Source organism: Roseateles sp. AC306, from assembly GCF_979253795.1.
Map to the genome: position 1 here is coordinate 38,597 of NZ_CEEDEB010000002.1, position 24,164 is coordinate 62,760.

Below are 24,164 nucleotides of genomic sequence, written 5' to 3' on the forward strand. Positions count from 1 at the left end.
CTACCTCCTGAGAGGGATGCTAGAGCTTGCGGGCCGGCCACTGCGCAATCAGCAGCATCGAGGCCATCAGCCACATCGGCGCGGCCAGCGCCGTGGCCGCAGCCAGCAGGCCGAAGCCGGCCGGCATGGCCACCGTCGCGCCATTGACGGTCAGCATGCGCAGACCCAGCGCCTGGCCGTGGCGCTCAGAGGGCGTCACGCGGTGCAGCATGGCCATGATCATGGGCTGGACGGAGCCCAGCGCAATGCCGAGCAAGGCAGATCCGCACATCAGGCCGGCCGTGCCGGGCAGCCAGGCGTAGGCGATGAAGGTCAGCATCGCGAGCAGCATGGCCGAGCGCAGCGCCTTGACCTCGTCGATGTCGTCGGCAAAGCGCACGATGGCCAGGCGCACCACCGTCGCGGCTGCCGCAAAGCAGCCCAGCACCAGGCCGATGCTGGCCGCCGACAACCCGCGCGAGTGGCCGACGACGGGCACGACGAAGCTGTGCGCGTCCCAACCCGCCGACAGCACCAGGTTGACGAGGATGAGGCGTCTGAAGGCCGGCAGGCGGAACAGATGCCAGGCCGCCGGCTCGCGGAAGCTCTTGCTGTAGACCGCCGGTGCATGGCGCGGCACCTTCTGCGCCAACGCCCAGGCCAGCAGCGGCAGGGCGGCAGCGAAGGCGAAGGCGGCCGTCATGCTGACGTAGTCGATAAGCAGGCCGGCAAGGATGGGCGCGAGCGCGTTGGACATGGCCGGCCCGAGTGCCATCCAGCTGAAGATGCGCTTGAGTTCGCCCGGCTGCTCCGCCATCAGTCCGGCCTCGCGCTGCAGGGCAACGGCCGCCACCGCGACGGCCCCGCCACAGAGCAGGCAGCCGGTGGCAATGGCCCAAAGCTGCTGAACGCTCAGGGCCAGCAGCGTACCGACGCCCGCCAGCAGCACGCCGACGCCAACCGGGCGGTGAAAACCATGCCGGTCTGCCAGCCGGCCGGCCCACAACGACAACGCGATGGGCGCGACGGCAAACAGGCTGAGCAGCAGGCCGACCGACGCCTCACCGTAGCCGCGTTGGAGCACCCAGAGGCTGGCCGTGACGCGCGTGACCGCCATGCAGGCGTGCACGCAGATCATGGTGGCGATCAACCACACGAAGGCATGGCGCAGGCTCTTGCCGTGGCCCGGCCCGGCGTTGCTCACTCGGCGTCCTCTGCCACTTCAGTGAGCTTGTCGAGCTGCAGCAATTGCGCGGCGGCGTCGTCCGGCAGCGCCTCGACGCCCTTGAGCTTGCGCGTCATCACGCGCGTGCGCTGCTCCGCGTCGGCCAGCGTGTTGCCGGCCTCGTCGAGCTTCTTCTTGACCTTGGTGAGCACGTCGCCGAACTTGCCGAATTCGGTCTTGACGGCGCCCAGCACCTCCCAGACCTCCGCGCTGCGCTTGCCCAGGGCCAGCGTGCGAAAGCCCATCTGCAGGCTGGTCAGCGTGGCCAGCAGCGTGGTGGGGCCGCACAGCATGACCTTGTGCTCGCGCTGCAGGCTTTCCACCAGGCCCGGCCGGCGCAGCGCCTCGGCGTACAGGCCCTCGGTGGGCACGAAGAGGATGGCGAAGTCGGTCGTGTGCGGCGGGCCGATGTACTTCTCCCGAATCGTCCTGGCCTCCAGCCGCAGGCGGCCCTCGATGGCCTTGCCGGCTGCCTCGGCCGCCGGCGCATCGGCGCGCTCATGCGCGTCCAGCAGGCGCTCGTAGTCCTCGCGCGGGAACTTCGCGTCGATGGGCAGCCACAGCGGCTGGCCATCGTCGCGCTGGCCCGGCAGCTTGATGGCGAACTCGACCCGTGCCGAAGAGCCCGGCAGCGTCGCGACGTTGGCAGCGTACTGCTCGGGCGTGAAGACCTGCTCCAGCAGCCCCGCGAGCTGCACCTCGCCGAACACGCCGCGCGTCTTCACATTGGTCAGCACGCGGTTCAACGAGCCCACATCGCGCGCCAGGTTCTGCATCTCGCCCAGGCCTTTGTGAACCTGCTCCAGGCGCTCGGCCACCTGCTTGAAGCTCTCGCCCAGGCGCTGCTCCAGGGTGGCATGCAGCTTCTCGTCGACGGTGGCGCGCATCTGCTCCAGCTTCTTCTCGTTGTCCTGCTGGATGGCGGTGAGGCGTTGCTCGACGGTCTGGCGCAGCTCGGCCAGGCGCTGGTCGTTGGCGGTGGACATGGCCTTCAGCTGCTCGCGCATCGCGTCGCCCAGCTTCTGCATGGATTCGGCCTGCGCCTGCGCGCCGCGCAGTGCAGCGGCATCCTGCGCCTCGCGGGCGGCGAGCGCCTGCTGCGACAGCGACTGGTTGCTGTGCTGCAGGCCCTGGCTGAGCACCTGCTGGAACTGCGCCAGCCCTTGCACCAGCTCCTGCCGCGTGCCGCTGGCGCTGCGGCCCAACTCGTCGCGCAGTTCGCGTTCCAGCCGCTCGTTGCCTTGCAGAAGCAGCTCTGGCGAGACCATCGCCTGCGGTTTCTGGCGCGCCCAGATCAGCACCGCCATCAACAGGATCAGGGCCAGCAGGCCCAGCAGCAACAGGTCGAACAAAGTCATGCCGGGCATTGTCGCCGCCGCTCAAGGCCTGGGCCTACAGCGCCTTGAACAGGTGGTGATGCTGCGTCGACACCTTGAGCCGCTCCGGCCGACCCTTGATCTCCAGCTCCAGCGCATCGCCGGCGCGGTGCACGCCATGCACATGCCGGCGGTTGACGACGACGCTGCGGTGGACCTGCATGAAGCGCGCCGGGTCCAGCCGCTCCAGCAGTTCCTTCAGTGAAAGCCGGATCAGCCCGTCGCAGTCGGGCGCGACGACGCGTGTGTACTTGCTGTCGGACTCGAAGTACTGCACATCGTCCATATGCAGCAGCCGCACCTGGCTGCCGACGGCTACCTGCAGCCAGTCGTCGCGCGGCCGCGTGGGCGATGAGGCCAACGCCTCACGCAGCCGTGCCAACGTCTTGGCCAGCCGCGGCAGTTCCACGGGCTTGAGCACGTAGTCCACCGCCTGCGCCTCGAAAGCTTCGACGGCATGGGCGTCGTAGGCGGTGACGAAGACGACCCGCGTACTGTCGCCCTGCAGCGCGTTGGCCACCTGCAGGCCCGTCAGGCCCGGCATGCGAATGTCGAGGAAGGCCAGCTGCGGGCGCAGCCGCTGGATGGCCTGCAAGGCCTCGATGCCGTCCGCGCATTCCCGCAGCAGGCGCAGCTCCGGCCACAGCTGGGCGAGCCGCTCGCGCAACGCGGCGCGCATGAAGGGCTCGTCGTCGGCCAGGATGGCGGTGGGCGCCAGATCGTCGGTCATGGCGTCTCCATCGGCATGGTCACGCTGGCCAGCACGCCGCCATCGGCCAGGTTCGCGACAGACAGCCGCGCACGCTCGCCGTGGATGCTCTTCAGGCGTTCACGTATGTTCTGCAGGCCCGTGCCGCCGCCCGGGGTGGACGCGCCGCTCAGGCCCACGCCGTTGTCTTGCACGCCGACCTGCAGTTCGTCGCCAGCCTGCCGCGCGAACACGCGGATGTGCACCGGCCCGGGCTTGGGTTCCACACCATGCTTGATCGCGTTCTCCACCAGCGTCTGCACCACCAGCGGCGGGAACTCGACCGCCGCCAGCGCGACCGGCAGGTCGACGTCTACGGCCAGTCGCCCGCCCATGCGCAGCCGCGCGATCTGCAGGTAGGCGTCCGTCAGCTCGAACTCGCGGCCCAGCGTGGACGAGAACTGGCGCATCGACGGCATGGCCAGGCGCAGGTAGCGGGTCAGCTGGTTCAAAAGGAAGTCCGCCGCCGCCGGGTCACTCTTCAGCAGGTATTGCACCGTCGCCAGCGTGTTGAACAGGAAGTGCGGCTCGATCTGCGCCTGCAGCACGGCCAGGCGGGCTTCGGCCAGCTGGCGCGCGGTGTCGGCAGCCTTGGCGCGCTCGTTGGCCTGTTCGACGCGCGACTGCCAACTCAGCGTCCTGAAATGAAGCTGCACGAAGAACAGCAGATACAGCGGCCCAACGCCCAGGCCGGCGACATAGTGCAGCGGACGCAGCATGCCGGGGTGACGATGGTCGAGCGCCAACAGCACGACGCCGGCGGCGGCCTGGCCCGCCAGCATGGCCGGCAGCCACCAGGACAGCGCCCGTCGCAGGGCCGGGTTGCCGCTCTCGGTCCGCGCCAGCCACCAGGTCGCCGCTTCCACGGGCGCAGTGGCCAGCACGAGGAACAGCGCTACCAGCCGGTGGTTCACCTTGCCGCGCTCCAGCCCCGGCCCAACCAGCGGCCACAAGCCGGTCAGCAACAAGACGCCGTAGAGGAGCAGCAGCACGGTCAGAAAGCCCCGCGCCCGGTAACTCGCGAACATCGACACATGGGCGCGCTTGAGGGCAGACGACACGAACATCGTCCCCAGCACGACGACCAACATGCCCGCTTCGGACCACTGTGGGTTGATCCGTCCCACCAGCGCGTTGGCAAGCGACATCACGGCCAGGACCGGCACCACGATCCAGCCCGGATTGACACTGGATGGATCGTCTTCTCGCTCAGACCCCGGGCGGCTCATTGCGTCCTGCACAGTCATTCCTCCAGCACCACGCTCGCCCATTGCGACGCGCCGGCTCGCAGCATCTCCGTTCGACCACACCGCCGCCGCACCCGCGTGACGGATGAAGCCCCGCTGCGACGAACGCCGCTCAGGGCGCGATCAGCCCTTTGACGGCGCGCGGCAACTCGGTCTCGATGAGCGACTCGAGCGCGTTCACGCGCTGCTCGGCCGTTGTCGCCGCCCAGGGGTTGGCGGCGGCCTCCCGCTCCACCGGCAGGCGGGCGGCGATGGCGATGGACCGCTCGCGCCGGAGCCGCATGTCCACCAGGTCGATCAGGGCAATGCGGATCGACACATACGGCACGAACACCGGCAGGCCCGGCTGGCCGTCGAAGCCGATGTTGGCGCTGGGGCGTTGGTCCAGCACGAAGCCCGGGCCTTCGAGCGTGGTCAGGATGCGCGCCGGCAGGGCCGCAGCCAGCCCGGGCTCCTGGCGGCTGCGCGTCACCAGCAGCAGCTGGGCCGCGCCGCTCTGGCGCAGCGCCGCAACGAGGTTGCCTGGCAGCGTGAGCTTGCTGTCGACGAAGAGATTGGCCGGGTCGCCGAACACGCTGCGCGTGGTGGACGTGTAGAGCTTGGCTTCAAGCTTGTCGCTGCTGGCCTTGACGGCTTCGTTGATCGTCTGCAGCACGGCGTCGTCCAGCTTGCCTGCCGGCGAGGCCGTCCACTCGCCGCTCTGCACGGTATCGCCGCGCGCGGGGGTCAGGCTGATGAGCTGCACGCTGTCGCCCAGCAGGGACAGGGCGGCGAACTTGTTGGGGTCGCGCGGCGTCTTGTCTTCCACGACGGGCGCGGCTGCCGGCGCTGTAGGGGGCTTGAGGCGGGATTGGCCGAAAGCCAGGGTGGGTGCAACCAGGACAAGAGCAAGCAGGAGGGGTTTCATCACAGGGGCAGGATCTCAGGATTCAACGGCGTGGGCGGCGTGGCGCCGGTCAGCGCGGCAATGAGATTGTCGGCGGCCAGCCCGGCCATCGCGAGACGGGTGGGCATGGTCGCGCTGCCGATGTGCGGCGTGAGGACGATGTTGGGTAACGTGAGCAGCGCCGGGTTGACGCGGGGCTCGCCTTCAAAGACATCCAGGCCCGCTGCGGCGATGCGGCGCTCGCGCAGTGCGGCCGCCAGCGCGTCCTCGTCGACGATGCCGCCGCGGGCGATGTTGACGAGCGTCGCCGTCGGCTTCATGAGCGCCAGCTCGGCGGCGGCGATGCAATGGTGGGACGCGGAGGAATACGGCAGCACCAGCACGAGATGGTCGGCCTGGCGGAGCAGCTCGTCCTTGCTGAGGTAGCGCGCACCGAGTTCGGCCTCCGCGTCGGCGGGCAGGCGGGAGCGGTTGTGATACGCGACGTTCATGCCGAAGCCGAAGCGGCCACGCCGGGCGATGGCCTGGCCGATGCGGCCCATGCCCAGGATGCCCAGCGTCGTGCCGTGCACGTCGGCGCCGGCCAGGAAGTCCCAGGACCAGCTCTTCCACAGCCCGTCGCGCAGCAGGCGCTCGCCCTCGGACATGCGCCGCGCCGTGGCCATCAGCAGCGCGAAGCCGAGATCGGCCGTGGTCTCGGTCAGCACGTCGGGCGTGTTGGTGACGAGCACGCGGCGCGCGGTGCAGGCGGCCAGGTCGATGTGGTTGTAGCCCACGCTCATCGTGCTGACGACGCGCAGGTCCGGGCAGGCGGCCAGCAGTTCGGCGCTGATGCGCTCGGTGCCGGTGATGTAGGCACCGGCCTTGCCTTGCAGGCGCGCGCGCAGATCGTCTGCGGTGAGCGGCGCCTCGCCGTCATGGAAGTCCACATCGAAATGGGACGAGAGCTGCTCGACCACCGCCGCGGGCGCGCGGCGGGCAATCAGAACCTTGGGCTTCGATGCATTCATGTCCTGTCCCATCAGTCTTCAAGAAAACGGGTGAACTCGGCCACCGGCGCGCGCTCGGTGACCAGGCTGTTCTCGATGGCCGCGGGGTCGGCAAAGCCTAGCGACATGCCGCAGACCAGCATCTGCTCGTCGCGCAGCTGCAGCTCCTCGGCAATGACGCGATGGAACTGCGTAAACGCCGCCTGCGGGCAGGTGTGCAGGCCGCGTGCGCGGGCAGCCACCATGACGTTCTGCAGGAACATGCCGTAGTCCAGCCACGAGCCCTGCTGCATGACGCGATCAATGGTGAAGAACAGGCCCACCGGCGCGTCGAAGAAGACGAAGTTGCGGCCATGCTGGTGCTGCATGCGCGCCTTGTCGGTCTTGGCGATGCCGAGCAGGCCGTACAGGTCCCAGCCGACCTTGCGGCGTCGGTCGATGTAGGGGCTGCGCCACTCGGTGGGGTAGTAGGCGTACTCCTCCTTGCTCGCCGCGTTCTGCGCGGGGTCGAGGTAGGCGGCCTGGATACGGCCACCGACTCGCTGGAGCGCTTCGCCCGTCAGCACATGGACCTGCCAGGGCTGGGTGTTGGTGCCAGACGGCGCCCATCGCGCGACTTCGAGGATGTCCTCGACCGTCTGGCGAGGCACCGGCGTCGGCAGGAAGGCGCGCAGGGAGTGCCGGGTCTTGATGGCGGCATCGACGGCGGCGGTCTGCTCGGGGGTGGGAATGTCAAACCGGCTCATGGCGTCAGCCCCTTCAAGGCTTCAAGGTAAGCAGTGGGCAGTTCGGCCACCGGGCGGCGGTTGTCGCGGTCGACGTAGACATGCACGAAGTGACCCCGCGCCGCGCACAGGTCAGACCCTTGCGCGAACAAGCCGATCTCGTAGCGCACGCTGGAGCGGCCCGGGTTGGCCACGCGCACGCCGGCCTCGATGGCCTGCGGGAAGGCGAGGGACTCGAAGAAGTTGCAGTGCGTCTCGACGACCAGGCCGATCACGTCACCGCCATGGATGTCCAGCGCACCGGCCTCGATGAGCAGGCGGTTCACCGCCGTGTCGAAGAGGCTGTAGTAGACGACGTTGTTCAGGTGGCCGTACACATCGTTGTCCATCCACCGTGTCGTCAGCGACACGAAGCGGGGATAAGCGTTGCGGGCGTCGGGCAGCGGTCGCATCATGCGGGGCATTCTTCCATGCGACCTATGCCGCACGGTTTGCCAAGGATTGCGGCATATGCACTTGCATGGCGAGATTTGCCGGAGCGACACTGCCCCGGAGCCATCGGCTCGATCACGGCCGCCTCGCGGCGACGCACGGTGAAAACGGATTCAACACGGCTCGGAAGGAGCATTCGCATGAATCGATTCCCATTGGCAGGTACCGCAGGTCTTGCACAGGTTGCAGGTCTTGCCTTCGCGCTCCTCCTGGCCCAGCCCGCCCTGGCGCAAAACGCCACCAAGGACGACGCCGTCGCCATGGTCAAGAAGGGCGTGGCCTACATCAAGGCCAACGGCAAGGAAAAGTCCTATGCCGAGATCACCGCCAAGAGCCCGCAGTTCATCAAGCATGACCTCTACCTCGTCGTCTACGGCCTGGATGGCAAGTGCCTGGCGCACGGCGCCAACGAGAAGCAGGTCGGCCGCGACCTCATCGACCTCAAGGACATCGACGGCAAGCCCTTCGTGCGCGAGCGCACGGAGCTCGGCCGCTCCAAACCGAATGGCTTCTGGCAGGACTACAAGTTCACCAACCCGACGAGCAAGAAGATCGAGCCCAAGCAGATGTACTGCGAGCGTCAGGACGAGACCATCGTCTGCGGTGGCATCTACAAGTAGCCCATGAAGCTGGCCGCAAAGATGCTGTTGCCGCCCATGGCGGCGCTGGCCGTCGTGCTGGCGATAGGCCTGGGCAACAGCATGCTGTCGCTGCGCGAGGTCGTCACCGCCAACGAGGTCGGCCAGCAGCGCAACGAGGTCTTCATGACCACGGTGGCGGTGCAGACGCAGGTGGGTGAGCTGCACGGTGGTGTCTATCGCACCATCGCGCTGATCGGCTCGCTGGATGACGCCAAGGTCAAGGAACTGCGAGGCCAGCTCAAGAACCAGGTGGATGGCGTGACTCGCACGCTCACCACACTGGCCGAGACGGAGGCCACCCCTGCCGAGACCGACGCCCACATCAACGCGGCCCTGCCGCTGCTCAAGGTCTATCTCGGCAAGGCCGACGGCGCCATCGACCTGGCCTCGGTCGACCCCAACACCGGCGTTGCGGCCATGCAGGACGCCGAAGCCCGCTACAAGGAGGTTGCCGGGTTGATCGGCAAGATCGTGCAGAGCATGGGCGCCGACCAGCAGACCGCCGCCGATGCGCAGCAGGACAACGCTCGCCGCCGCGCCTGGATCTTCGCCGTCGTCTCGCTGCTGGCCGCGGCCGCCGGCATGGGCGTGCTGCTGGTCAACCAGCGCAAGATCGTCACCGACGTGAATGCCTCGTTGTCGCTGGCCACGTCCGTCGCCGCGGGCGATCTCACGCAGCGCGCCTCCCCAATGGGCGAGGACGAACTCGCCGGCCTGATGCGGGCGCTGAACCAGATGTGCGAGCAGCTCGGGAGCACGGTCGGCGAGGTCATGATGGTGGCCGACTCCATCCGCACCGCATCTGCCGAGATCGCCTCGGGCAACCAGGACCTGAGCCAGCGCACCGAGCAGACGGCCTCCAGCCTGGAGATCACCAGCTCATCCATGGCCCAGCTCACCGGCACTGTGCGCGAAAGCGCCGAGCACGCGCAGACGGCCAACCAGCTCGCGACCTCGGCCGCTACCGTGGCCCACCGCGGCGGCAGCGTGGTGCAGCAGGTGGTGGCGACGATGAACGACATCGCGTCGTCCAGCAAACGCATCGCCGACATCATCGGCGTCATCGACGACATCGCCTTCCAGACCAACATCCTGGCGCTGAACGCCGCAGTCGAGGCCGCCCGGGCCGGCGAACAGGGCCGCGGCTTTGCGGTCGTGGCGGGTGAAGTACGCAGCCTCGCGGGCCGCAGCGCCGCCGCAGCCAAGGAGATCAAGACGCTGATCGGCGTCAGCGTCGAGCGCGTCGAGTCCGGCGCGCGCCATGTGCAGGACGCCGGCTCCACCATGGGCGAGATCGTCGGCGCCGTACAGCGCGTGACCGACATCATGGGCGAGATCAGCGCCAGCGCCTCGGCGCAGAGCCAGGGCATAGCCGACGTCACCCAGGCCGTCACCCAGGTGGACGACATGACGCAGCAGAACGCCGCCCTGGTCGAGGAAAGCGCGGCGGCGGCCGAGTCGCTGCGCGAGCAGGCGCAGCGCCTGGCGCAGGTTGTCAGCCAGTTCCGCGTGCGGTAGCCGCCCAAGCCTGCCACGACCGGGCCGCGAGGTTCAGCGTATTGACCTGCACGGCCACCGTCGTCGCCAGATCGCGCCCGTAGCCGCCGGCCATGCTCAGCGCCACGGGGATGCGTCGCTCGCGCAGCGCTGAAAGCACGCGGCCGTCGCGCTCGGCGAGGCCTTCATAGCTCAGCTTCAGCCGACCCAGGCGGTCGCCCTCGTGCGGGTCTGCACCGGCCAGGTAGAACACCAGGCCGGGCTGGCAGCGCCCCCAGATCACGTTGAGCGCCGCATCCAGCGCTGCCAGATAGTCCGCATCGCCGCAGCCATCGAGCAGATCCACGTCCAGGTCGCTGGCCTCCTTGCGAAAGGGGAAGTTGCGCGCGCCGTGCATGGAGAAGGTGAACACCGTGTCGTCGTCGCGAAAGATGGCTGCCGTGCCGTTGCCCTGGTGGACATCGAGGTCGATGACCAGCACCTTGAGCGTGCTGCGATGGCTGCGCGACCACTCCGCCTGCATCAGCCGCGCGGCCACGGCCACGTCGTTGAAGACGCAGTAGCCCGAGCCCTTGTCCGCGTAGGCATGGTGGGTGCCGCCGGCCATGTTGGCGGCAACGCCCTCGGCCAGCGCCGCTCGCGCCGCCGCGATGCTGGCGCCGACCGAATGCCGGGATCGCAGCGCCATGGTCGGGCTCCAAGGAAAGCCGATCTCGCGCTGCGCCGCCGCGCTCATCCGGCCCAGCAGCACCGCGTCGACATAGTCCGGCGTATGCGCCAGCGCCAGTTCGCCTTCGCTGGCCGCAGGCGCAGCCTGCATGCGCAGCAAGCCCGGGTGGCGCTCGAAGTGCTCGCGCAGCAGCCGGTACTTGGACTGGGGGAAGCGGTGCCCCGGTGGCAGGGCCAGACTGTGCGCGTCGGAATGGAAAGCCAGCATGGCCCACACCTTACGTCAGTGCCTTTGTCACAGCTCGTCACCCCTAGTTTGCTGCGGTGCAGCAAAAAGTCCTTGCAATCTCCGAGATGACCTCTATCATTCAGTCCATGTTGCAGTGCAGCAAAAGCACAGCAAACGGTTCAACCACCTGATCTTCCGGAGAAACACCATGCTGACCGCTGAACAAATCATCGCTGCCCACAAAGCCAACATCGAAACCCTTTTCGGCCTGACGAACAAGGCTTTCGAAGGCGTCGAGAAGCTCGTCGAGCTCAACCTGCAGGTCGCCAAGACCGCCCTGAGCGAAGCCGCTGACACCACCACCGCCGCCCTGTCGGTCAAGGACGCGCAAGAGCTGCTGTCCCTGCAAGCCGCGCTGCTGCAACCGACCGCCGAGAAGGCTGCTTCCTATAGCCGCCACGTCTATGACATCGCCTCCAGCACCGGTGCTGAAGTCGCCAAGGTCGCCGAAGGCCAGTTCGCAGACGCGCAAGCGAAGTTCTCCACCCTCGTCGAAACCGCCGCCAAGAACGCGCCGGCCGGCACCGAGAACGCCGTCGCCCTGGTGAAGTCCGCCGTCGCTGCCGCCAACAACGCTTTCGAGTCGGTCCAGAAGGCCACCAAGCAAGCCGTTGATGTCGCCGAAGCCAACTTCCAGGCTGCCACGACGCAAGCCGTCAAGGCCACGCAGACCGCCGCTCGCCCGGTCAAGCGCGCTGCCTAAGTACTGAGGCTTCGGCCTCCTGAAAGGCCGAAAGGCCCAAGGCCCGGTGTTTCGACACCGGGCCTTTCTCATTTGGCGACGGGCCTTGTCGACTCGTCGCCTCGCCTGTCCATCTGCCGCAGCGCTGTCGCAACGCCGCGTGCGCCGGGGTCCACTGACGTCACTGACTCACCGGAGACCCTTCATGCACAGCCTGCCGCTTCGCCACCAGAACCCAGACAGCCACCCCGCCCAGCGCGTCCTCCTCGGCCTGGGCGTCATCGCCGTCGGCACCATGGCCTTGCTGGACCGGCAGCAGGTCTTCGAGCTGCCGCTGCTGCGCACCTTCTGGCCGCTGGCGCTTGTGCTGCTGGGCCTGGCGCGCCTCACCTGGCCGCGCCAGGCCGGCGGGCTGTTCGGCCTGGCGCTGATCGCGGTCGGCAGCCTGCTGACGGCGCGCAACCTCGGCTACACCGGCTTCTCGATGCGGGACTGGTGGCCGGTCTTCGTCATCGGCGCCGGCCTGTCCGTGCTGCTGCGCGGCGCCTTTCCGCGCGCGTCAGCCGCCTTGGCCACGCTCATCCCCGGCGACCGCATCGCGCTCGATGCCAACTTCTGCAACCTGCACCAGCGCAGCGAGTCGCAGAACTTCAACGGCGGCCGCATCGAGCTGGGCTTCGGCAGCCTGGCGCTGGACCTGAGCCAGGCGGCCATGGCCGGCCCGGAGGCGGTGCTGGAGATCTCGGCCCGCTTCAGCAGCATCGAGCTGCGCCTGCCGCGCGGCTGGCAGGTCGTCAGCGACATGGCGGTCACGGCCGGCGGTATCGACGACCGTAGCGCGCCGATCGCACAGCCCACGCATCGCCTCATCCTGCGCGGCCAGACGCTGTTCGGCGGCATCGCGATCAGCAATTGATAGCAACGGCGTCGATTCGTCGGCCAAACCCGATTCACCGACGGGGCGCCCAGGCAGGCGCCAAGCCGGGGTCTACATGCGGCTCGGCAGCGCAACGAGCGGTTGCGCAACGTCATCTGAATCGCCGCCGTCCTACAGGCTCGCGCCACCCCAGCCCGCAGACTTTGCCCATGCTCTGGCTTGAACCCTTGCGCCCGCTCGGCCGCGTGCTGCGCCTGACCTTCGACGGCTTCCTCGACAACCGTTGCCCGCGCATGGGCGCCGCCATCGCCTACTACACGCTGTTCTCGCTGGCGCCGCTGCTGCTCATCGTCGTGTCGGTCGCCGGTCTCGTCTGGGGCGGCGAGGCGGTGCGCGGCGAGCTGGTGTCGCAGCTGCAAGGCCTGCTCGGCGAGGCCGGCGCGGCGACCATCGAGAGCATGCTCAAGAGCGTGGCCTGGCCGGTGGGCGGCTGGCTCAGCACCGTCATCGGCCTGGGCCTGATGCTGGTGGGCGCCACGACTGTGTTCGCCGAGTTGCAGGACGCGCTCGACACCATCTGGCGCGTGCCGGCCAGGCCCGTACAGGGCTGGTGGGCCTGGCTGCGCGCGCGGCTGTTGAGCTTCGGGCTCATCCTGGGCCTGTCCTTCCTGCTGCTGACCTCGCTGCTGCTGGGCGCGCTGCTGGCCGTGGCCGAGACCTGGTGGAAGCCGTGGTTCGGCGAGTGGCTCTATGTTGCCGGCGTGGCCAACGCCGTCATCAGCCAGGGCCTGGTGGTGGCCGTGTTCGCACTCATTTTCAAGTGGATGCCGCGCGCCCGCATCGCCTGGCGAGACGTGCTGCTCGGCGCCCTCGTCACCGCCGGCCTGTTCGAGCTGGGCCGCACGGTGATCGGCCTGTATCTGCGCAGCACGGGCGTGGTGTCGGGCTTCGGCGCGGCGGCCTCGGTGGTGGCGCTGCTGGTGTGGGTGTATTTCTCGGCGCAGATCCTGCTGATCGGCGCGGAATTCACCTGGGCCTATGCGCGCGTGCTCGGGTCGAGGCGGGAGGAGGCTTCTAGACTGCCGTTACCTCCTCAAGCGGCGACCCGATGACCACCACCGACGACGGCCTCACGCTCCACACCCGGCACTGGCCCGCAACGGCCGCCCCACGCGGCCAGCTGCTCATCGTCCACGGCCTGGGCGAGCACATCGAGCGCTATGCCCATGTGGCCGCCGCGCTGAACGCTGCCGGCTGGGACGTGCACGGCTGGGACCACCGCGGCCACGGCCTCACCCAGGGGCCGCGCGGCGACATCCCCGACGCCGAGGCGCTGCTGCGCGACACGGCCCGGGTGATTGACGCCGTGCGCCAGCCGGGTCGACGTTTTGTGCTGCTGGGCCACAGCCTGGGCGGTGTCATCGCGGCGCGCTTCGCGGCCGAGGCGTTGTCCGCCAGCCCCGCCGCTTGGAGCCGGCCGCTGGACGGCCTGGTGCTGTCCTCACCCGCGCTGGACCCCGGCCTGAGCGGCGCACAGAAGCTGGCGCTGGCCGTCGCCGAGAAGCTGACGCCGGGCCTGGCCGTCGGCAACGGCCTCAAGCCCGCGTGGATCAGCCGCGACCCGGCCGTCGTGCAGGCCTATTCAAGCGACCCGCTGGTGCATGACCGCATCACCGCACGCCTGACACGCTTCATCGTCGACGCCGGCGCCCGCGTGATAAGCGACGCGCCGCGCTGGGCCGTGCCCACACTGCTGATGTGGGCTGGCGCGGACCGCTGCGTCGCGCCGCGCGGGAGCGAGGCGTTTGCGGCCGCAGTGCCGGCCAATGTCGTCGCGACCCAGCCCTGGCCGGAGCTCTTCCACGAGATCTTCAACGAGCCCGAGAAGGCCGAGGTGCTGGCGGTGCTCACGGCGTGGTTGAGTCGCTGATCTCGTCCAGCCGGTCCACCACCAGCTCCAGCCTGACCAGCGGGTTGTCCATCGCCATCAGTCGCTGGCGCTCTGCGAGCGGCATGGGCAGCAGCTCCGCCCACCGGTTGGCCAGCCAGCCGGCGTCGTCCCAGGCATAGGGCGGTTGCACCGGCAGTTCCTCTGGCGAGGCGCGCTCACGCCAGCCGGCCAGCAGGTCTTGCAACTGACGTGCGGCGGCGCGCAGGTCGTCGGGCACCGGCACGACGGTGTCGTCGGGCAGCAGCTTGATCTGGCCCACCCACAGGCCATGGCTCAGGCAGCGAGAGGACTGCAGCCAGAAACGCTGCGTGCCGCGGGTGCGGATGTGGATGAGGCCGGGCTGGTCGCGCTCGAAATGCTCGATGCGCGCCAGCGTGCCGACATCGTGAAAGGTCTCGCGCTGGAAGCCCTCGCCTTTGCGTTGCCGCACCTCATGGCCCTGCGTCAGCGCCACGACGCCGAAGGCCTGGCCCTGGGCATGGCAGCGCTGCACCATGTCGAGGTAACGCGGCTCGAACAGGCGCAGCGGCAGGTGGCCGCCGGGGAAGAGCACGGAGCCGAGCGGGAAGAGCGGGATCTCGGTGTCCACAGGCCTGGCTACCTTGTCTTTTCTGCGATGCGCTGCCTGATCAGCGGCAGCACGGCCTGGGCCGCGTCGCGGCCGGCCTGGATGGCGCGGCGGCGGGCCGTGAAGTCGCCACTCGCCATGCCGTCCAGCCGCGGGCGAACCAGCACGTCGGCGTCGCGCAGCTCGAACGTGTTGATGCTGCGGCCCATGATGGCGAAGGTCTGCATCAGCATGCGGAAGGCGTCGTTGAGCGGGTCGCTGGCCGGCGGCGAAGTGATGTCGACGGCGATGACGAGCTGGGCGCCCATCTCGCGCGCAAAACGCACCGGCACGGGCGACACGAGGCCGCCGTCCACGTATTCGCGCTGGCCGATCTTGACCGGCTGGAACACGGCCGGCACGGCACTCGACGCGCGCACCGCAGTGCCGGTGTCGCCGCTGCGGAACAGGATGGCCGAGCCGTCCGACAGATCGGTGGCGACGATGCCCAGCGGCACCACCATCTGCTCGATGCCCTTGCCGCCCGTCTTGTCGCGGATGAAGCGCGCCAGCGCCTCGCCACGGATCAGGCCACGCAGCGGGAAGGACCAGTCGGTGATGGCGCCCTCGTCCATCCCTTCGGCCAGCGTCTGCATTTCCTTGCCGCCCTTGCCCGAGGCGTAGAGCGCCGCGACCAGGCTGCCGGCCGACGTGCCGGCGACGAGGTCGACCTTGATGCCGTTTTCCTCCAGCACCTGGATGACGCCGATGTGGGCAAACCCGCGCGCCGCGCCGCCGCCCAGCGCAAGGCCGAGGCGCGGGGGCTTGGGAGTCGGTTTGACGACGGGCGGCACCTCGACCGGCGGTGGCGTGACGACCGGCGGCGTTGGCGTCAGCCGCGGTACGGAGCAGGCGGCGAGCGTCAGCAGCAAGGCCGCGAACGAGGTACGGCGGATCAGGGAAGCGAGCATGGTTTGAAGGCGGGAAGCGGCGGCACGATAACCGAGCGCTGTTTCAGCTCAGCTTGTAGCTTTGCAAGTGAATGCTCGTCTCGGTGCCGGCAATGCCCTTGATGAGGCGCACCCGCTCCAGCACGTCGGCCAGTTCCTGCAGGCTGGAACTGCTGATCTCGGCGAGCAGGTCCCAGCGGCCGTTGGTGTCGAACAGGCCGGTGATGCCCGGCTCGCCCAGCAGCATGGCCACCACCTCGCGCGTGCGGTTGCCTTCCACCGTGATGCTCATCCAGGCGGTGATCTGGTCGGGCACCGAGTCGGGCCGCAGACGCACCGTGTAGCCGGTGATGACGCCGCCGTCCTCCAGCCGCGCGATGCGGTTGGTGACCGTGCCGCGCGACACCTTCAGCTTGGCCGCCAGCGTGGCGACGCTGGCGCGGGCATCGGTGCGCAGCAGGGCGAGGAGTTGCTGGTCCAGGGCGTCCATATCGAGCAGATCGTCATTACGGCCTGTCATTTTGACAAATTAGCTTGCAGAACGGCGCAAGACTTGCACTTCTGTTTGGCACGCCATCTCGGAAGAATGACTTCAAGCCATTTGGAGACCTGCATGACCACGCTTTTGACCACCCAGGACGTCGCCCACCTCGTGCAGCGCGTGGGACTTCCCGATTTAATGCGCCGCCTCGTCGACTACCTCGAGGCCGACTACAGCCGCTGGGCCGAGTTCGACAAAACGCCGCGCGTCGCCGCCCACTCCGCGGACGGCGTCATCGAGCTGATGCCCATCGCCGACGCCAGCCTGTACAGCTTCAAGTACGTCAACGGCCACCCCAAAAACCACCGCTTCGGCCTGCCGACGGTGATGGCGTTTGGCGTGCTCGCCGACGTGGACACCGGTGCGCCGGCGCTGCTGTCCGAACTGACACTGACCACTGCGATGCGCACGGCGGCCACCTCCGTCATGGTCGCCAAGCGGCTGGCCCGGCCCGACAGCCGCGTGATGGCGCTGATCGGCAACGGTTGCCAGAGCGAGTTCCAGGCGCTGGCCTTCCATCACCTGCTGGGCATCCGCGAGCTGCGGCTCTACGACATTGACCCCGCTGCGACCGCGAAGCTGGTGCGCCATCTGCACGGCACACCGGGCCTGACGCTGACCGTCTGCACATCGACCGCCGATGCCGTGCGCGGCGCCGACATCGTCACCACCGTGACCGCCGACAAGACCGCCGCCACCATCCTGACGCCGGACATGATCGAGCCTGGCATGCACATCAACGGCGTCGGCGGCGACTGCCCCGGCAAGACCGAGCTGCATCGTGGCGTGCTCGAGATGGCACGCGTGATCTGCGAGTTCGAGCCCCAGTCGCGCATCGAGGGCGACATGCAGCAGATGCCGGTGGACTTCCCCGTCACCGAGTTCTGGCGCGTGCTGGCCGGCCAGACGCCGGGGCGCGAATCGGCGGAGCAGGTCACCGTGTTCGACTCGGTCGGCTTCGCGCTGGAAGACTTCTCGGCGCTGCGCCTGCTGCGCGACGTCAGCACCCAGCTCGGCATCGGTTCGGCGATGGACTTGATTCCGCAGATGGCCGACCCCAAGGACCTGTTCGGCCAGCTGCAACTCGGCGGCCAGTTGCAGGCGGCCTGAGGTCTTGCGGCCCCGCTTGCGTCGCTTACCTCGGCTCACAGGCGCAGGCGGCAGTCCGGCGGCGCCGGGTGTCCTGGTCCTACATGGCGGCCCCATCACGGTGCCGAGGATTCGTTCAGCGACGTCCCAGTCGCTTTCCGATGAACGAAGCAGGAAGTAGGAAGAACCGTGATGACCAAGACCGCACTCACCCTCGCCGCCCTCGCCCTGGCCGCTTCTGGCGCCGCTCAGGCCCAGGCCCAGACATCCAACACGCCCAGTCCCTACGGTCTGCTGTCCCTTGGGCAGGGCCATGTCAATGTCGACTGCACCGGCGTACAGGCCTGCGACCGGAACGCCGCCGGCGGCAAGGCCATGCTCGGCTACTCCTTCGGCAACGGCTTCGCGCTGGAAGGCGGCTACACGAACTTTGGCAAGTTCCGCGCTTCCGACGGCGTCCTCGCCCTGAGCGGCCGGCCGGAAGCACTGTCCCTGAGCGGCGCCTACACGGCTGCGCTGACACCGCAGTGGGGGCTGGTCGGCCGCCTCGGCGTGGCCCAGGTGCGTACCAAGCTCCGCGCCGAAACCGGCACCCTGAGCGGCTCCGACAGCGAACGCAAGACCCAGCCCATCGTCGGCCTGGCCGTGAACTACGCGCTGACACCGTCTGCACGCGTCGAACTCGGCGTGGACGCGACCCGCGCGCAGTACCAGGGCGAACGCAGCAATGTGCGCCTGGTGACGCTGGGCGCGCGCATGTCCTTCTGACGACGCCGCGTGGGAAGTCGGGGCCGCTGTGTGCGGCCCTACCTTTTGTTGCGGTGCCGCTCAGCGCGCCGCTGAAGCTCAGCGTCAACCGCCATGACCGGTCGTCACGACAGATAGACCTGCACGTCCTCCACATCGACAAGCGCGGCTGCCATGAAGCGCCGCGCATAGGCCATGCAGGCACCGGAGCGCAGAAAGAGCTCGAAAAGTTCGGCGTCCAGGTGCTGCTCGCGCACCATCCGGGACAGGATGGCCAGTGCCTCCGACAGGGGCTTGCCGGGCTTGTAGGGGCGGTCGTCGGCGGTCAGCGCCTCGAAGACATCGGCGATGGCCATCATGCGGGCCTGCGGGCTCATCTGCTCGCGCGTGAGGCCGCGTGGATAGCCCTTGCCGTCCATGCGCTCATGGTGGCCGCCGGCAATCTCGGGCACCTCGCGCAGATGCCGCGGGAACGGCAGCTCGGCCAGCATCTTGATCGTCTGCACGATGTGGTCGTTGATCTTGTAGCGCTCCTCCTCCGTCAGCGTGCCGCGCGACACGGCCAGGTTGTGCAGCTCGCCCCGGTGATAGAGGTGCTCCGGCTGGGTCATGCGGAACCCCCAGCGGTTGCCCTCGCTCAGCGTCTCGGCCGCCGGACGCGCCAGCACATGCTCGGGCCGGTCGGCCAGCAAGGCCTCGGGCGCCGGCAGCGGTGCTCTCGGGCGCGGCAGGCGCCGGGCCTCGTCAGCCGACAGGCCCAGGCTGTCGTCCAGCGTGCGCCACCAGCGGCGCGCGGCTATCTCATGCAACCTGGCAAGGCGATCCGGGCCGAGAAATTCGCCGCCCTGGTTGCAGCCCGCGATGAAGGCGAAATCCTCGTCCAGCGCGGCCTGGGCAGGGGCCGCCTCGGCACGAGCACCGGCCGTGCCGTCGGCGCCCAGCCGGGCCTCCAGGCGCTCGATCAGCGCATCGCGCTTGAGCACCTCGAAGCGGGTGCGGATCTCATGGATGCGGTTGTTCAGCGTTTCCAGCTTGGTGGCCTTGTCGACGACGTACTCCGGCGTCGTGACCTTGCCGCAATCGTGCAGCCATGCAGCGATATGCAAGGCCTCCCATTCGTCGGCGGTCATCGTGAAGCCGGCATACGGCCCCTCGGTCGCGTCGCAGGCGGCCTGGGCCAGCATCTTGGTCAGCTCCGGCACGCGCTGGCAGTGGCCGGCGGTGTAGGGGCTCTTGGCGTCGATGGCGCCGGCGACAAGCTGGATGAAGCTCTCCAGCAACTCCTTGCGCGCGCGCAGCAGCATCTGGTTGTCCAGGGCCAGCGCCGCCGTGCCCGACAGCGCGCGCACGAAGGCCACGCGGGCGGCGCCCAGGGGTTCGGCCTGGCGCTCCGCCGGCATGGCGAAGGACAGCGTCAGCGTGCCCAGGGTCTCGTTCTGGCGGTTTTTCAAAGGCATGGAGAGCAGCCGCACGCGCGACGCGCTCAAGCCGGCGAACAAAGGCTCGTAGGCCTTGAGATGACCCGGGTTGTCCCAGCTGAGGTCCACCTCCACCGGCTCGTCGGCGCGCAGGGCCCGCGCCGGCGCGCCGATGCTGTCGGGTGCGTCGACCTCCCAGGTCATCCCGGCGCGTTGGGCCGTCTCGCCGTGCAGGTGGGACGCCGCAGGCAGCAGCTGGCGGCCGTCGGCGGACAGCAGATGCACGGCACCGCCCTCGGCCTCGGCCACGGCGATGGTCTCGCGCAGGATGAGGTCCAGCAGCGTGTCGAAATCCCGCTCGGCGCTGAGAGCGGCGCTGATGTCGAGGAAGCGGCGCAGCGAGTGCTTCATCGCCGTCATGGCCACGGCCAGCCGGTCGACCTCACGGATCAGGCTGCGTTTGGGGTCCGGGCCGTCGAACTCGAAATGACGTATGGCCTCGGCTTGGCGCGCCAGCTCGCGCAACGGCCTGGAGACGCGATCAGCCAGCAGATGCACCAGCGGCAGCAGCAACAGCATCAATCCCAGCGAGAGGTAGAAGCCGTGGCGCCGGCTCTCGATCTGGAAGGCCTGCAACTCGTCGCGGGGCGCGGCCATCAGCAGCGTCAGCGACGCGCCGGCCACGACGCCTGCGCCGTCGCCCTGGCTGCCCACCAACGGCAGCGCGTGGGCCACCCATTCGCGGGCATCGATCGTCTGCACCGGCACCAGCCCGCCGCTGGCATCGCGGCGCGCCCACAGCGCGCGCATCAGCGGCGTGGCGGCCTCGCCGACCTGGCGCAGGCTCCTCGCCCCGCTGGCCAGCGGCGGGCTGTCCCGACGAGCCTCGGCCAGCAACTCGCCGCCGGCGGTGGCGATCAGCAGCTCGGCCGAGCGGCTTATCTGCGGCTTGGTCAGCATCTCGCTCAAGGCGCGCAGGCTGACGTCGGCACCGACGACCACGGCGCCGCGCGCCTCTGCCAGCGTCACGCCGGGCTCGCCGGTCGTATAGAAGAGGTAAGGCTCCGACTGCACGGCCCGGCCGTCGCCGGCGCGCCGGGCCAGCTCGTACCAGGGACGGGTGCGGGGGTCGAAGACGTAGTCGGGCCGTTCAAGCTGCTGCACTTCGTGCAGCGCGGCGTCCAGGAAGCGGTAGCTGCCACGCACCTGGCCGACCTGGCCACCATCGCGGTCGACGCTCTGCAGCCCGAAAGCCGCGTTGGCCGGCGCGCCCATGCGGCTGCGCGCGGCGGCGGTGTCCAGGCGGCGCAGGAGCAGGAATGAGCCGCTCGCCGTGCCCACGTAGACCGCCGATACCGAGGCATTGCCGCGCAGGGCGGCCACCAGCTGGGGCAAAGCCGCCAGCCGCTGCGCCTCGCTGGTGGCATGGCCCAGAGCGCCCGAGGCCAGCAAGGCCACGCTGACCCGCGCCGGCCGCAGTTCGGTCTCCACCGTGGCCGCCGCCTCACGGCCGATGCGCCTGGCCGCCGCACCGGCCTGCTGCAGCATCAGCGCATCGCTGCGCGAAGCCTCGTGCAACAACAGCACGCCGTAGACCAACGCCACCAGGCCGACCATCAACACGCTGAGGGTGATGTAGAGGGTCTTGGGCTTGAGCTGCGGCATGAGCAAAGAAGTTGGGCGACGTCTGAACAGTATCAGCGGCGGCACCAAGAACCTCTTTCTAGCAACGTGCGCATCGTGTCGCTAGGCGCTCATTTTTTGTTCTGACGCTTCAGTCCGGGCCACCATGCCCTCACGCCGCACTAACAGCGCGGTCAGACGGCCATATTCACCTGCGTCTCATCTCCACGACAACGCACCAGGACGGCCCGCATAACGCCGATAGCATGCGGGCGCCTTGAGAAGGCACACGGCCCGCCGAAAAGGGCGGCCACTCATCAAGAGAAACAGGGAAGATCCTCATGAAGAAGCAAGCCATCGTGTTGGCCACGCTGCTGGCTGCCACGGCAGCCCACGCCGATCAGCAAGCCCATGCCTACGTCACCGTCGCAGCCGGCACGTCGCACCTGGGCATCGATTGCAGGGGTGCCGCGGCCTGCGACAAGAACGACACGGGCGGCAAGGTGGCCGGCGGTTACGAGTTCGGCAACGGTTTCGGCCTGGAAGTCGGCTATGTCAATTTCGGCAAGGGCCACGGAGGCGACCCCGTCCTAGCCACCACGATCAAGCCGGGCGCCCTGACGCTGAGCGGCGTCTTTGCACTGCCGCTGAGCAACGAATGGGGGATGAACTTCCGCCTCGGTGCAGCTCGCGTAAAGACGAAGGTCGACGGTGTGTTGGGCACGCTGTCCGGCCCTACTGAGTCCGAGACCGTGACCAAGCCCTACGCCAGCGTCGGCTTGACCTACGCCGTCAGCCCGGCGGTCAAGCTGGAATTGGCCGTCGACTCCACCCAGGGCAAGGCCGCCGGCCAGACGGGTTCGCTGCGGCTCGTCTCGATTGGTGCGACTTTCGGGTTCTGACCCGCAACGCGAGTGCAGCGAAGGGGCAGCCTCGTGCGGCCTCGTGCGGCGTTGGCTGTTTCTACACTCGCGCCATGAACTACGCCCCGTTGATCAAGGAAGTGGGCCGCGGCGCCCGCGGTGCCCGCAACCTCACCCGAGCCCAGGCCGAAGAGCTGTTCGGCGAGATGCTGGATGGCCAGGTGCCAGACATGGAACTCGGCGCCCTGCTCATCGCCATGCGCATCAAGGGCGAGAGCGCCGACGAGGTGGCCGGCTTCCTGGCCGCCATGCAGTCGCGCACGGCATCGCTGGCTGCCCCCGCGGGCCCGCGCACCGTGCTGCTGCCCAGCTTCAACGGCGCCCGCAAGCAGGCCAACCTGATGCCGCTGGTGGCGCAGTTGCTGGCCCGCGACGGCGTGCCGGTGCTGATCTTCGGCCGGCATGACTTCGACAGCCGGCACAGCCCCTTCGAGCTGCTGGACGCGCTGGGCCTGAACGCCAGCGAGACGCTGGGCGATGCCGAACAGCGTCTGCGCGACGACCGGTTGGCCGTCCTGCCTTTGCAGATGCTGAACCCAGGCTTGAACAATCTGATGGCCCTGCGCCCGCGTCTGGGCCTGCGCAACAGCTCGCACAGCCTGGCCAAACTGCTCGACCCCTTCCCTGCCGGCCGCGGCGTGCGCGTCGTCGCGGTGACGCACCCGGAGTACCTGGACAGCATGGGCCAGGCGCTGCCCACACTGACAGCGGACGGTGGCCGGGCACTGCTCATGCGCGCCAGCGAGGGCGAGGCTTACGCCCACCTGCGCCGCAAGGCCCATCTCATCGGCTTCCAGGACGGCGACACGGCCCCATTGCACCCGGCAGACACCGCAGACCTGGACTGGCCGCTCTCCCCCGCCTGCGAGCCGCAGGACAATGCCCGGCTCGTCCGCGCCATGCTGGCAGGCGCCGAACCCGTGCCGACGCGCATCGCCGAACAGGTTGCCGTGCTGAAGCTTCTCGCCACAAACTGAAATTGCTTATTCAGCTTGGGCATATGGGCCCAAGAATTAAGTAGTTCTGCCGCAGTGCAACATTCCCTAGAGTCGCGACCTCAATGAAAGTCCGCGACCTCGATCTCAGCTACAGCCCCGTCAACGCCGAGCATGCCGAACTCGGCCTGCCGCCGCTGGAGAACGCCGTCACGCATGCGGGCGACCCCGGCCACCCGGTGCTGAAGGTGGCGATGTGGTCGGTGATGGGCCTGCTGATGGCCCTGTCCATCGCGCTGGCCTCGCGCCTGTTCAACCAGCCAACGGGCAGCCTCAGCGGCTTCCAGCTGATCGCCTCGGCGCTGTCCAGCGCCGAGTTCTGGGCCGCCGTCGCGGTGGGCCTGCTGGCGCAGGTCGTCGACGGCGCGCTGGGCATGGCCTACGGCATCACGAGCACGTCCTTCCTGCTCGCCACCGGCAGCAGCCCGGCGGTGGCGAGCGCCTCCGTGCACATCGCCGAGGTGTTCACAACCGGGGTGTCCGGCATCGCCCACATCAAGCTGGGCAACGTCAACCGCAACCTGTTCCTGCGCCTGCTGGTGCCCGGCATGCTGGGCGCGGCCTCGGGCGCCTGGGTGCTGTCCAGCATCGACGGCAAGGCCATCAAGCCCTTCATCTCGGCCTACCTGCTGCTGATGGGCCTGTACGTCATCAGCAAGATCTTCCGCAAGATCAAGGCGCGCGGCGGCGAGCCCCGTCATGTGGCCAAGCTCGGCCTGTTCGGCGGCTTTGTCGACGCGGTCGGCGGTGGTGGCTGGGGCCCTGTCGTGACGACCACGCTCGTCGGCACCGGCCACGACCCGCGCACCACCATCGGCTCGGTCAACCTGGCCGAGTTCTTCCTGACCTTCATCAGCGCGGGTGTGTTCGCGCTGCTGATCGGCGACGAAAGCCCCTGGACGACCGTCGCCGGCCTTGTGCTGGGCGGCCTTTTTGCCGCACCGTTTGCCGCGATGCTGACGAAGCGCCTGCACACCAAGGCCCTGCTGGCCCTGGTGGGATGCACCATCGTTCTCGTCAGCGCGTTCAATATCTACCGTTCCCTCCTGGCCTGAGCC

24 protein-coding genes are annotated in these 24,164 nt (G+C 68.7%); 11 read left to right on the forward strand and 13 right to left on the reverse strand.

Going from position 1 to position 24,164, the window contains the following annotated elements:
- Positions 1–19: 19 nt before the first annotated feature.
- The 8 genes from AC0IZJ_RS04840 to AC0IZJ_RS04875 form a co-directional block, all read right to left on the reverse strand.
- Positions 20–1,183: an MFS transporter gene (locus AC0IZJ_RS04840; RefSeq protein ID WP_471847222.1), complete on the reverse strand. Its 1,164-nt coding sequence runs from the start codon at positions 1,181–1,183 to the stop codon at positions 20–22.
- Positions 1,180–2,562 carry a DNA recombination protein RmuC gene (locus AC0IZJ_RS04845; protein ID WP_471847224.1) on the reverse strand — a complete coding sequence of 461 codons (1,383 nt, stop codon included), beginning with the start codon at positions 2,560–2,562 and terminating at the stop codon, positions 1,180–1,182. The genes AC0IZJ_RS04840 and AC0IZJ_RS04845 overlap by 4 nt, the downstream gene beginning before the upstream one ends.
- Before the next feature lie 34 nt (positions 2,563–2,596).
- Entirely contained in the window at positions 2,597–3,310 is a 714-nt protein-coding gene (locus AC0IZJ_RS04850; RefSeq protein ID WP_471847226.1) for a LytR/AlgR family response regulator transcription factor, read from the reverse strand.
- A complete protein-coding gene (locus tag AC0IZJ_RS04855; RefSeq protein WP_471847228.1) occupies positions 3,307–4,476 on the reverse strand; it encodes a sensor histidine kinase in 1,170 nt (389 codons plus the stop codon). Before AC0IZJ_RS04855 ends, AC0IZJ_RS04850 begins: the two co-directional genes overlap by 4 nt.
- 211 nt (positions 4,477–4,687) lie before the next feature.
- Positions 4,688–5,482 carry a hypothetical protein gene (locus tag AC0IZJ_RS04860; RefSeq protein ID WP_471847230.1) on the reverse strand — a complete coding sequence of 265 codons (795 nt, stop codon included), beginning with the start codon at positions 5,480–5,482 and terminating at the stop codon, positions 4,688–4,690.
- Positions 5,482–6,471 (reverse strand): 2-hydroxyacid dehydrogenase, encoded by a 990-nt coding sequence (locus AC0IZJ_RS04865; RefSeq protein ID WP_471847232.1) that lies wholly within the window; start codon positions 6,469–6,471, stop codon positions 5,482–5,484. The genes AC0IZJ_RS04860 and AC0IZJ_RS04865 overlap by 1 nt, the downstream gene beginning before the upstream one ends.
- An 11-nt stretch (positions 6,472–6,482) precedes the next feature.
- A complete protein-coding gene (locus tag AC0IZJ_RS04870; RefSeq protein ID WP_471847234.1) occupies positions 6,483–7,196 on the reverse strand; it encodes a nitroreductase in 714 nt (237 codons plus the stop codon).
- A complete protein-coding gene (locus AC0IZJ_RS04875) occupies positions 7,193–7,630 on the reverse strand; it encodes an acyl-CoA thioesterase (RefSeq protein ID WP_471847236.1) in 438 nt (145 codons plus the stop codon). Before AC0IZJ_RS04875 ends, AC0IZJ_RS04870 begins: the two co-directional genes overlap by 4 nt.
- A gap of 177 nt (positions 7,631–7,807) precedes the next feature.
- Here AC0IZJ_RS04875 and AC0IZJ_RS04880 point away from each other — a divergent pair, with 177 nt between their 5' ends.
- Positions 7,808–8,287: a cache domain-containing protein gene (locus AC0IZJ_RS04880; protein WP_471847238.1), complete on the forward strand. Its 480-nt coding sequence runs from the start codon at positions 7,808–7,810 to the stop codon at positions 8,285–8,287.
- A 3-nt stretch (positions 8,288–8,290) separates the two neighbouring features.
- Positions 8,291–9,826 carry a methyl-accepting chemotaxis protein gene (locus tag AC0IZJ_RS04885; RefSeq protein WP_471847240.1) on the forward strand — a complete coding sequence of 512 codons (1,536 nt, stop codon included), beginning with the start codon at positions 8,291–8,293 and terminating at the stop codon, positions 9,824–9,826.
- Here AC0IZJ_RS04885 and AC0IZJ_RS04890 read toward each other — a convergent pair.
- On the reverse strand, positions 9,804–10,742 hold the full coding sequence (locus AC0IZJ_RS04890) for a histone deacetylase family protein (RefSeq protein WP_471847242.1): 939 nt from the start codon (positions 10,740–10,742) through the stop codon (positions 9,804–9,806). The two genes, AC0IZJ_RS04885 and AC0IZJ_RS04890, sit on opposite strands and share 23 nt — an antisense overlap.
- Positions 10,743–10,911: 169 nt before the next feature.
- On the opposite strand from AC0IZJ_RS04890, the gene AC0IZJ_RS04895 reads away from it, so the two are divergent.
- The 4 genes from AC0IZJ_RS04895 to AC0IZJ_RS04910 all read left to right on the forward strand — a co-directional run bounded on the left by AC0IZJ_RS04895 (position 10,912) and on the right by AC0IZJ_RS04910 (position 14,252).
- Complete coding sequence (locus AC0IZJ_RS04895; RefSeq protein ID WP_471847244.1) at positions 10,912–11,466, forward strand: phasin family protein; 555 nt, start codon at positions 10,912–10,914, stop codon at positions 11,464–11,466.
- Between the two features lie 184 nt (positions 11,467–11,650).
- Positions 11,651–12,361: a LiaI-LiaF-like domain-containing protein gene (locus tag AC0IZJ_RS04900; protein WP_471847246.1), complete on the forward strand. Its 711-nt coding sequence runs from the start codon at positions 11,651–11,653 to the stop codon at positions 12,359–12,361.
- A gap of 170 nt (positions 12,362–12,531) precedes the next feature.
- Positions 12,532–13,434 carry a YihY/virulence factor BrkB family protein gene (locus tag AC0IZJ_RS04905; RefSeq protein ID WP_471847248.1) on the forward strand — a complete coding sequence of 301 codons (903 nt, stop codon included), beginning with the start codon at positions 12,532–12,534 and terminating at the stop codon, positions 13,432–13,434.
- Positions 13,431–14,252 carry an alpha/beta hydrolase gene (locus AC0IZJ_RS04910; protein ID WP_471847249.1) on the forward strand — a complete coding sequence of 274 codons (822 nt, stop codon included), beginning with the start codon at positions 13,431–13,433 and terminating at the stop codon, positions 14,250–14,252. Before AC0IZJ_RS04905 ends, AC0IZJ_RS04910 begins: the two co-directional genes overlap by 4 nt.
- Here AC0IZJ_RS04910 and AC0IZJ_RS04915 read toward each other — a convergent pair.
- The 3 genes from AC0IZJ_RS04915 to AC0IZJ_RS04925 are packed head-to-tail and all read right to left on the reverse strand — an operon-like array spanning position 14,230 to position 16,260.
- Positions 14,230–14,862: an LON peptidase substrate-binding domain-containing protein gene (locus AC0IZJ_RS04915; RefSeq protein WP_471847251.1), complete on the reverse strand. Its 633-nt coding sequence runs from the start codon at positions 14,860–14,862 to the stop codon at positions 14,230–14,232. The two genes, AC0IZJ_RS04910 and AC0IZJ_RS04915, sit on opposite strands and share 23 nt — an antisense overlap.
- 8 nt (positions 14,863–14,870) lie before the next feature.
- Entirely contained in the window at positions 14,871–15,791 is a 921-nt protein-coding gene (locus AC0IZJ_RS04920) for a patatin-like phospholipase family protein (RefSeq protein WP_471847253.1), read from the reverse strand.
- Positions 15,792–15,834: 43 nt separating this feature from the next.
- On the reverse strand, positions 15,835–16,260 hold the full coding sequence (locus tag AC0IZJ_RS04925; RefSeq protein WP_471848459.1) for an Lrp/AsnC family transcriptional regulator: 426 nt from the start codon (positions 16,258–16,260) through the stop codon (positions 15,835–15,837).
- 123 nt (positions 16,261–16,383) lie between these two features.
- Between AC0IZJ_RS04925 and AC0IZJ_RS04930 the strand changes: the two genes are divergently transcribed.
- Together AC0IZJ_RS04930 and AC0IZJ_RS04935 are read left to right on the forward strand one after the other, a co-directional pair.
- Entirely contained in the window at positions 16,384–17,421 is a 1,038-nt protein-coding gene (locus AC0IZJ_RS04930; RefSeq protein WP_471847255.1) for an ornithine cyclodeaminase, read from the forward strand.
- A 171-nt stretch (positions 17,422–17,592) separates the two neighbouring features.
- Complete coding sequence (locus AC0IZJ_RS04935) at positions 17,593–18,168, forward strand: outer membrane beta-barrel protein (RefSeq protein ID WP_471847257.1); 576 nt, start codon at positions 17,593–17,595, stop codon at positions 18,166–18,168.
- A 104-nt stretch (positions 18,169–18,272) separates the two neighbouring features.
- Here AC0IZJ_RS04935 and AC0IZJ_RS04940 read toward each other — a convergent pair whose 3' ends face one another.
- Positions 18,273–21,230, reverse strand: coding sequence for an HD domain-containing phosphohydrolase (locus AC0IZJ_RS04940; protein WP_471847259.1), 2,958 nt, complete (start codon positions 21,228–21,230; stop codon positions 18,273–18,275).
- A gap of 299 nt (positions 21,231–21,529) precedes the next feature.
- On the opposite strand from AC0IZJ_RS04940, the gene AC0IZJ_RS04945 reads away from it, so the two are divergent.
- From AC0IZJ_RS04945 to AC0IZJ_RS04955, 3 genes are all read left to right on the forward strand, one after another.
- Positions 21,530–22,090 (forward strand): outer membrane beta-barrel protein, encoded by a 561-nt coding sequence (locus AC0IZJ_RS04945; RefSeq protein WP_471847261.1) that lies wholly within the window; start codon positions 21,530–21,532, stop codon positions 22,088–22,090.
- A 74-nt stretch (positions 22,091–22,164) separates the two neighbouring features.
- Positions 22,165–23,088 carry a DNA-binding protein YbiB gene (gene ybiB / locus AC0IZJ_RS04950; RefSeq protein WP_471847263.1) on the forward strand — a complete coding sequence of 308 codons (924 nt, stop codon included), beginning with the start codon at positions 22,165–22,167 and terminating at the stop codon, positions 23,086–23,088.
- 83 nt (positions 23,089–23,171) lie between these two features.
- Positions 23,172–24,161 (forward strand): sulfite exporter TauE/SafE family protein, encoded by a 990-nt coding sequence (locus tag AC0IZJ_RS04955; protein ID WP_471847265.1) that lies wholly within the window; start codon positions 23,172–23,174, stop codon positions 24,159–24,161.
- The last annotated feature ends 3 nt before the right edge of the window (positions 24,162–24,164 follow it).

Coding starts and splice junctions, on each gene's coding strand:
- AC0IZJ_RS04845 (WP_471847224.1), bottom strand. CDS start 2,562: ATGACTTTGTTCGACCTGTTGCTGCTGGGCCTGCTGGCCCTGATCCTG.
- AC0IZJ_RS04850 (WP_471847226.1), bottom strand. CDS start 3,310: ATGACCGACGATCTGGCGCCCACCGCCATCCTGGCCGACGACGAGCCC.
- AC0IZJ_RS04855 (WP_471847228.1), bottom strand. CDS start 4,476: ATGTCGCTTGCCAACGCGCTGGTGGGACGGATCAACCCACAGTGGTCC.
- AC0IZJ_RS04860 (WP_471847230.1), bottom strand. CDS start 5,482: ATGAAACCCCTCCTGCTTGCTCTTGTCCTGGTTGCACCCACCCTGGCT.
- AC0IZJ_RS04865 (WP_471847232.1), bottom strand. CDS start 6,471: ATGAATGCATCGAAGCCCAAGGTTCTGATTGCCCGCCGCGCGCCCGCG.
- AC0IZJ_RS04870 (WP_471847234.1), bottom strand. CDS start 7,196: ATGAGCCGGTTTGACATTCCCACCCCCGAGCAGACCGCCGCCGTCGAT.
- AC0IZJ_RS04875 (WP_471847236.1), bottom strand. CDS start 7,630: ATGATGCGACCGCTGCCCGACGCCCGCAACGCTTATCCCCGCTTCGTG.
- AC0IZJ_RS04880 (WP_471847238.1), top strand. CDS start 7,808: ATGAATCGATTCCCATTGGCAGGTACCGCAGGTCTTGCACAGGTTGCA.
- AC0IZJ_RS04885 (WP_471847240.1), top strand. CDS start 8,291: ATGAAGCTGGCCGCAAAGATGCTGTTGCCGCCCATGGCGGCGCTGGCC.
- AC0IZJ_RS04890 (WP_471847242.1), bottom strand. CDS start 10,742: ATGCTGGCTTTCCATTCCGACGCGCACAGTCTGGCCCTGCCACCGGGG.
- AC0IZJ_RS04895 (WP_471847244.1), top strand. CDS start 10,912: ATGCTGACCGCTGAACAAATCATCGCTGCCCACAAAGCCAACATCGAA.
- AC0IZJ_RS04900 (WP_471847246.1), top strand. CDS start 11,651: ATGCACAGCCTGCCGCTTCGCCACCAGAACCCAGACAGCCACCCCGCC.
- AC0IZJ_RS04905 (WP_471847248.1), top strand. CDS start 12,532: ATGCTCTGGCTTGAACCCTTGCGCCCGCTCGGCCGCGTGCTGCGCCTG.
- AC0IZJ_RS04910 (WP_471847249.1), top strand. CDS start 13,431: ATGACCACCACCGACGACGGCCTCACGCTCCACACCCGGCACTGGCCC.
- AC0IZJ_RS04920 (WP_471847253.1), bottom strand. CDS start 15,791: ATGCTCGCTTCCCTGATCCGCCGTACCTCGTTCGCGGCCTTGCTGCTG.
- AC0IZJ_RS04925 (WP_471848459.1), bottom strand. CDS start 16,260: ATGGACGCCCTGGACCAGCAACTCCTCGCCCTGCTGCGCACCGATGCC.
- AC0IZJ_RS04930 (WP_471847255.1), top strand. CDS start 16,384: ATGACCACGCTTTTGACCACCCAGGACGTCGCCCACCTCGTGCAGCGC.
- AC0IZJ_RS04935 (WP_471847257.1), top strand. CDS start 17,593: ATGACCAAGACCGCACTCACCCTCGCCGCCCTCGCCCTGGCCGCTTCT.
- AC0IZJ_RS04940 (WP_471847259.1), bottom strand. CDS start 21,230: ATGCCGCAGCTCAAGCCCAAGACCCTCTACATCACCCTCAGCGTGTTG.
- AC0IZJ_RS04945 (WP_471847261.1), top strand. CDS start 21,530: ATGAAGAAGCAAGCCATCGTGTTGGCCACGCTGCTGGCTGCCACGGCA.
- ybiB (WP_471847263.1), top strand. CDS start 22,165: ATGAACTACGCCCCGTTGATCAAGGAAGTGGGCCGCGGCGCCCGCGGT.
- AC0IZJ_RS04955 (WP_471847265.1), top strand. CDS start 23,172: ATGAAAGTCCGCGACCTCGATCTCAGCTACAGCCCCGTCAACGCCGAG.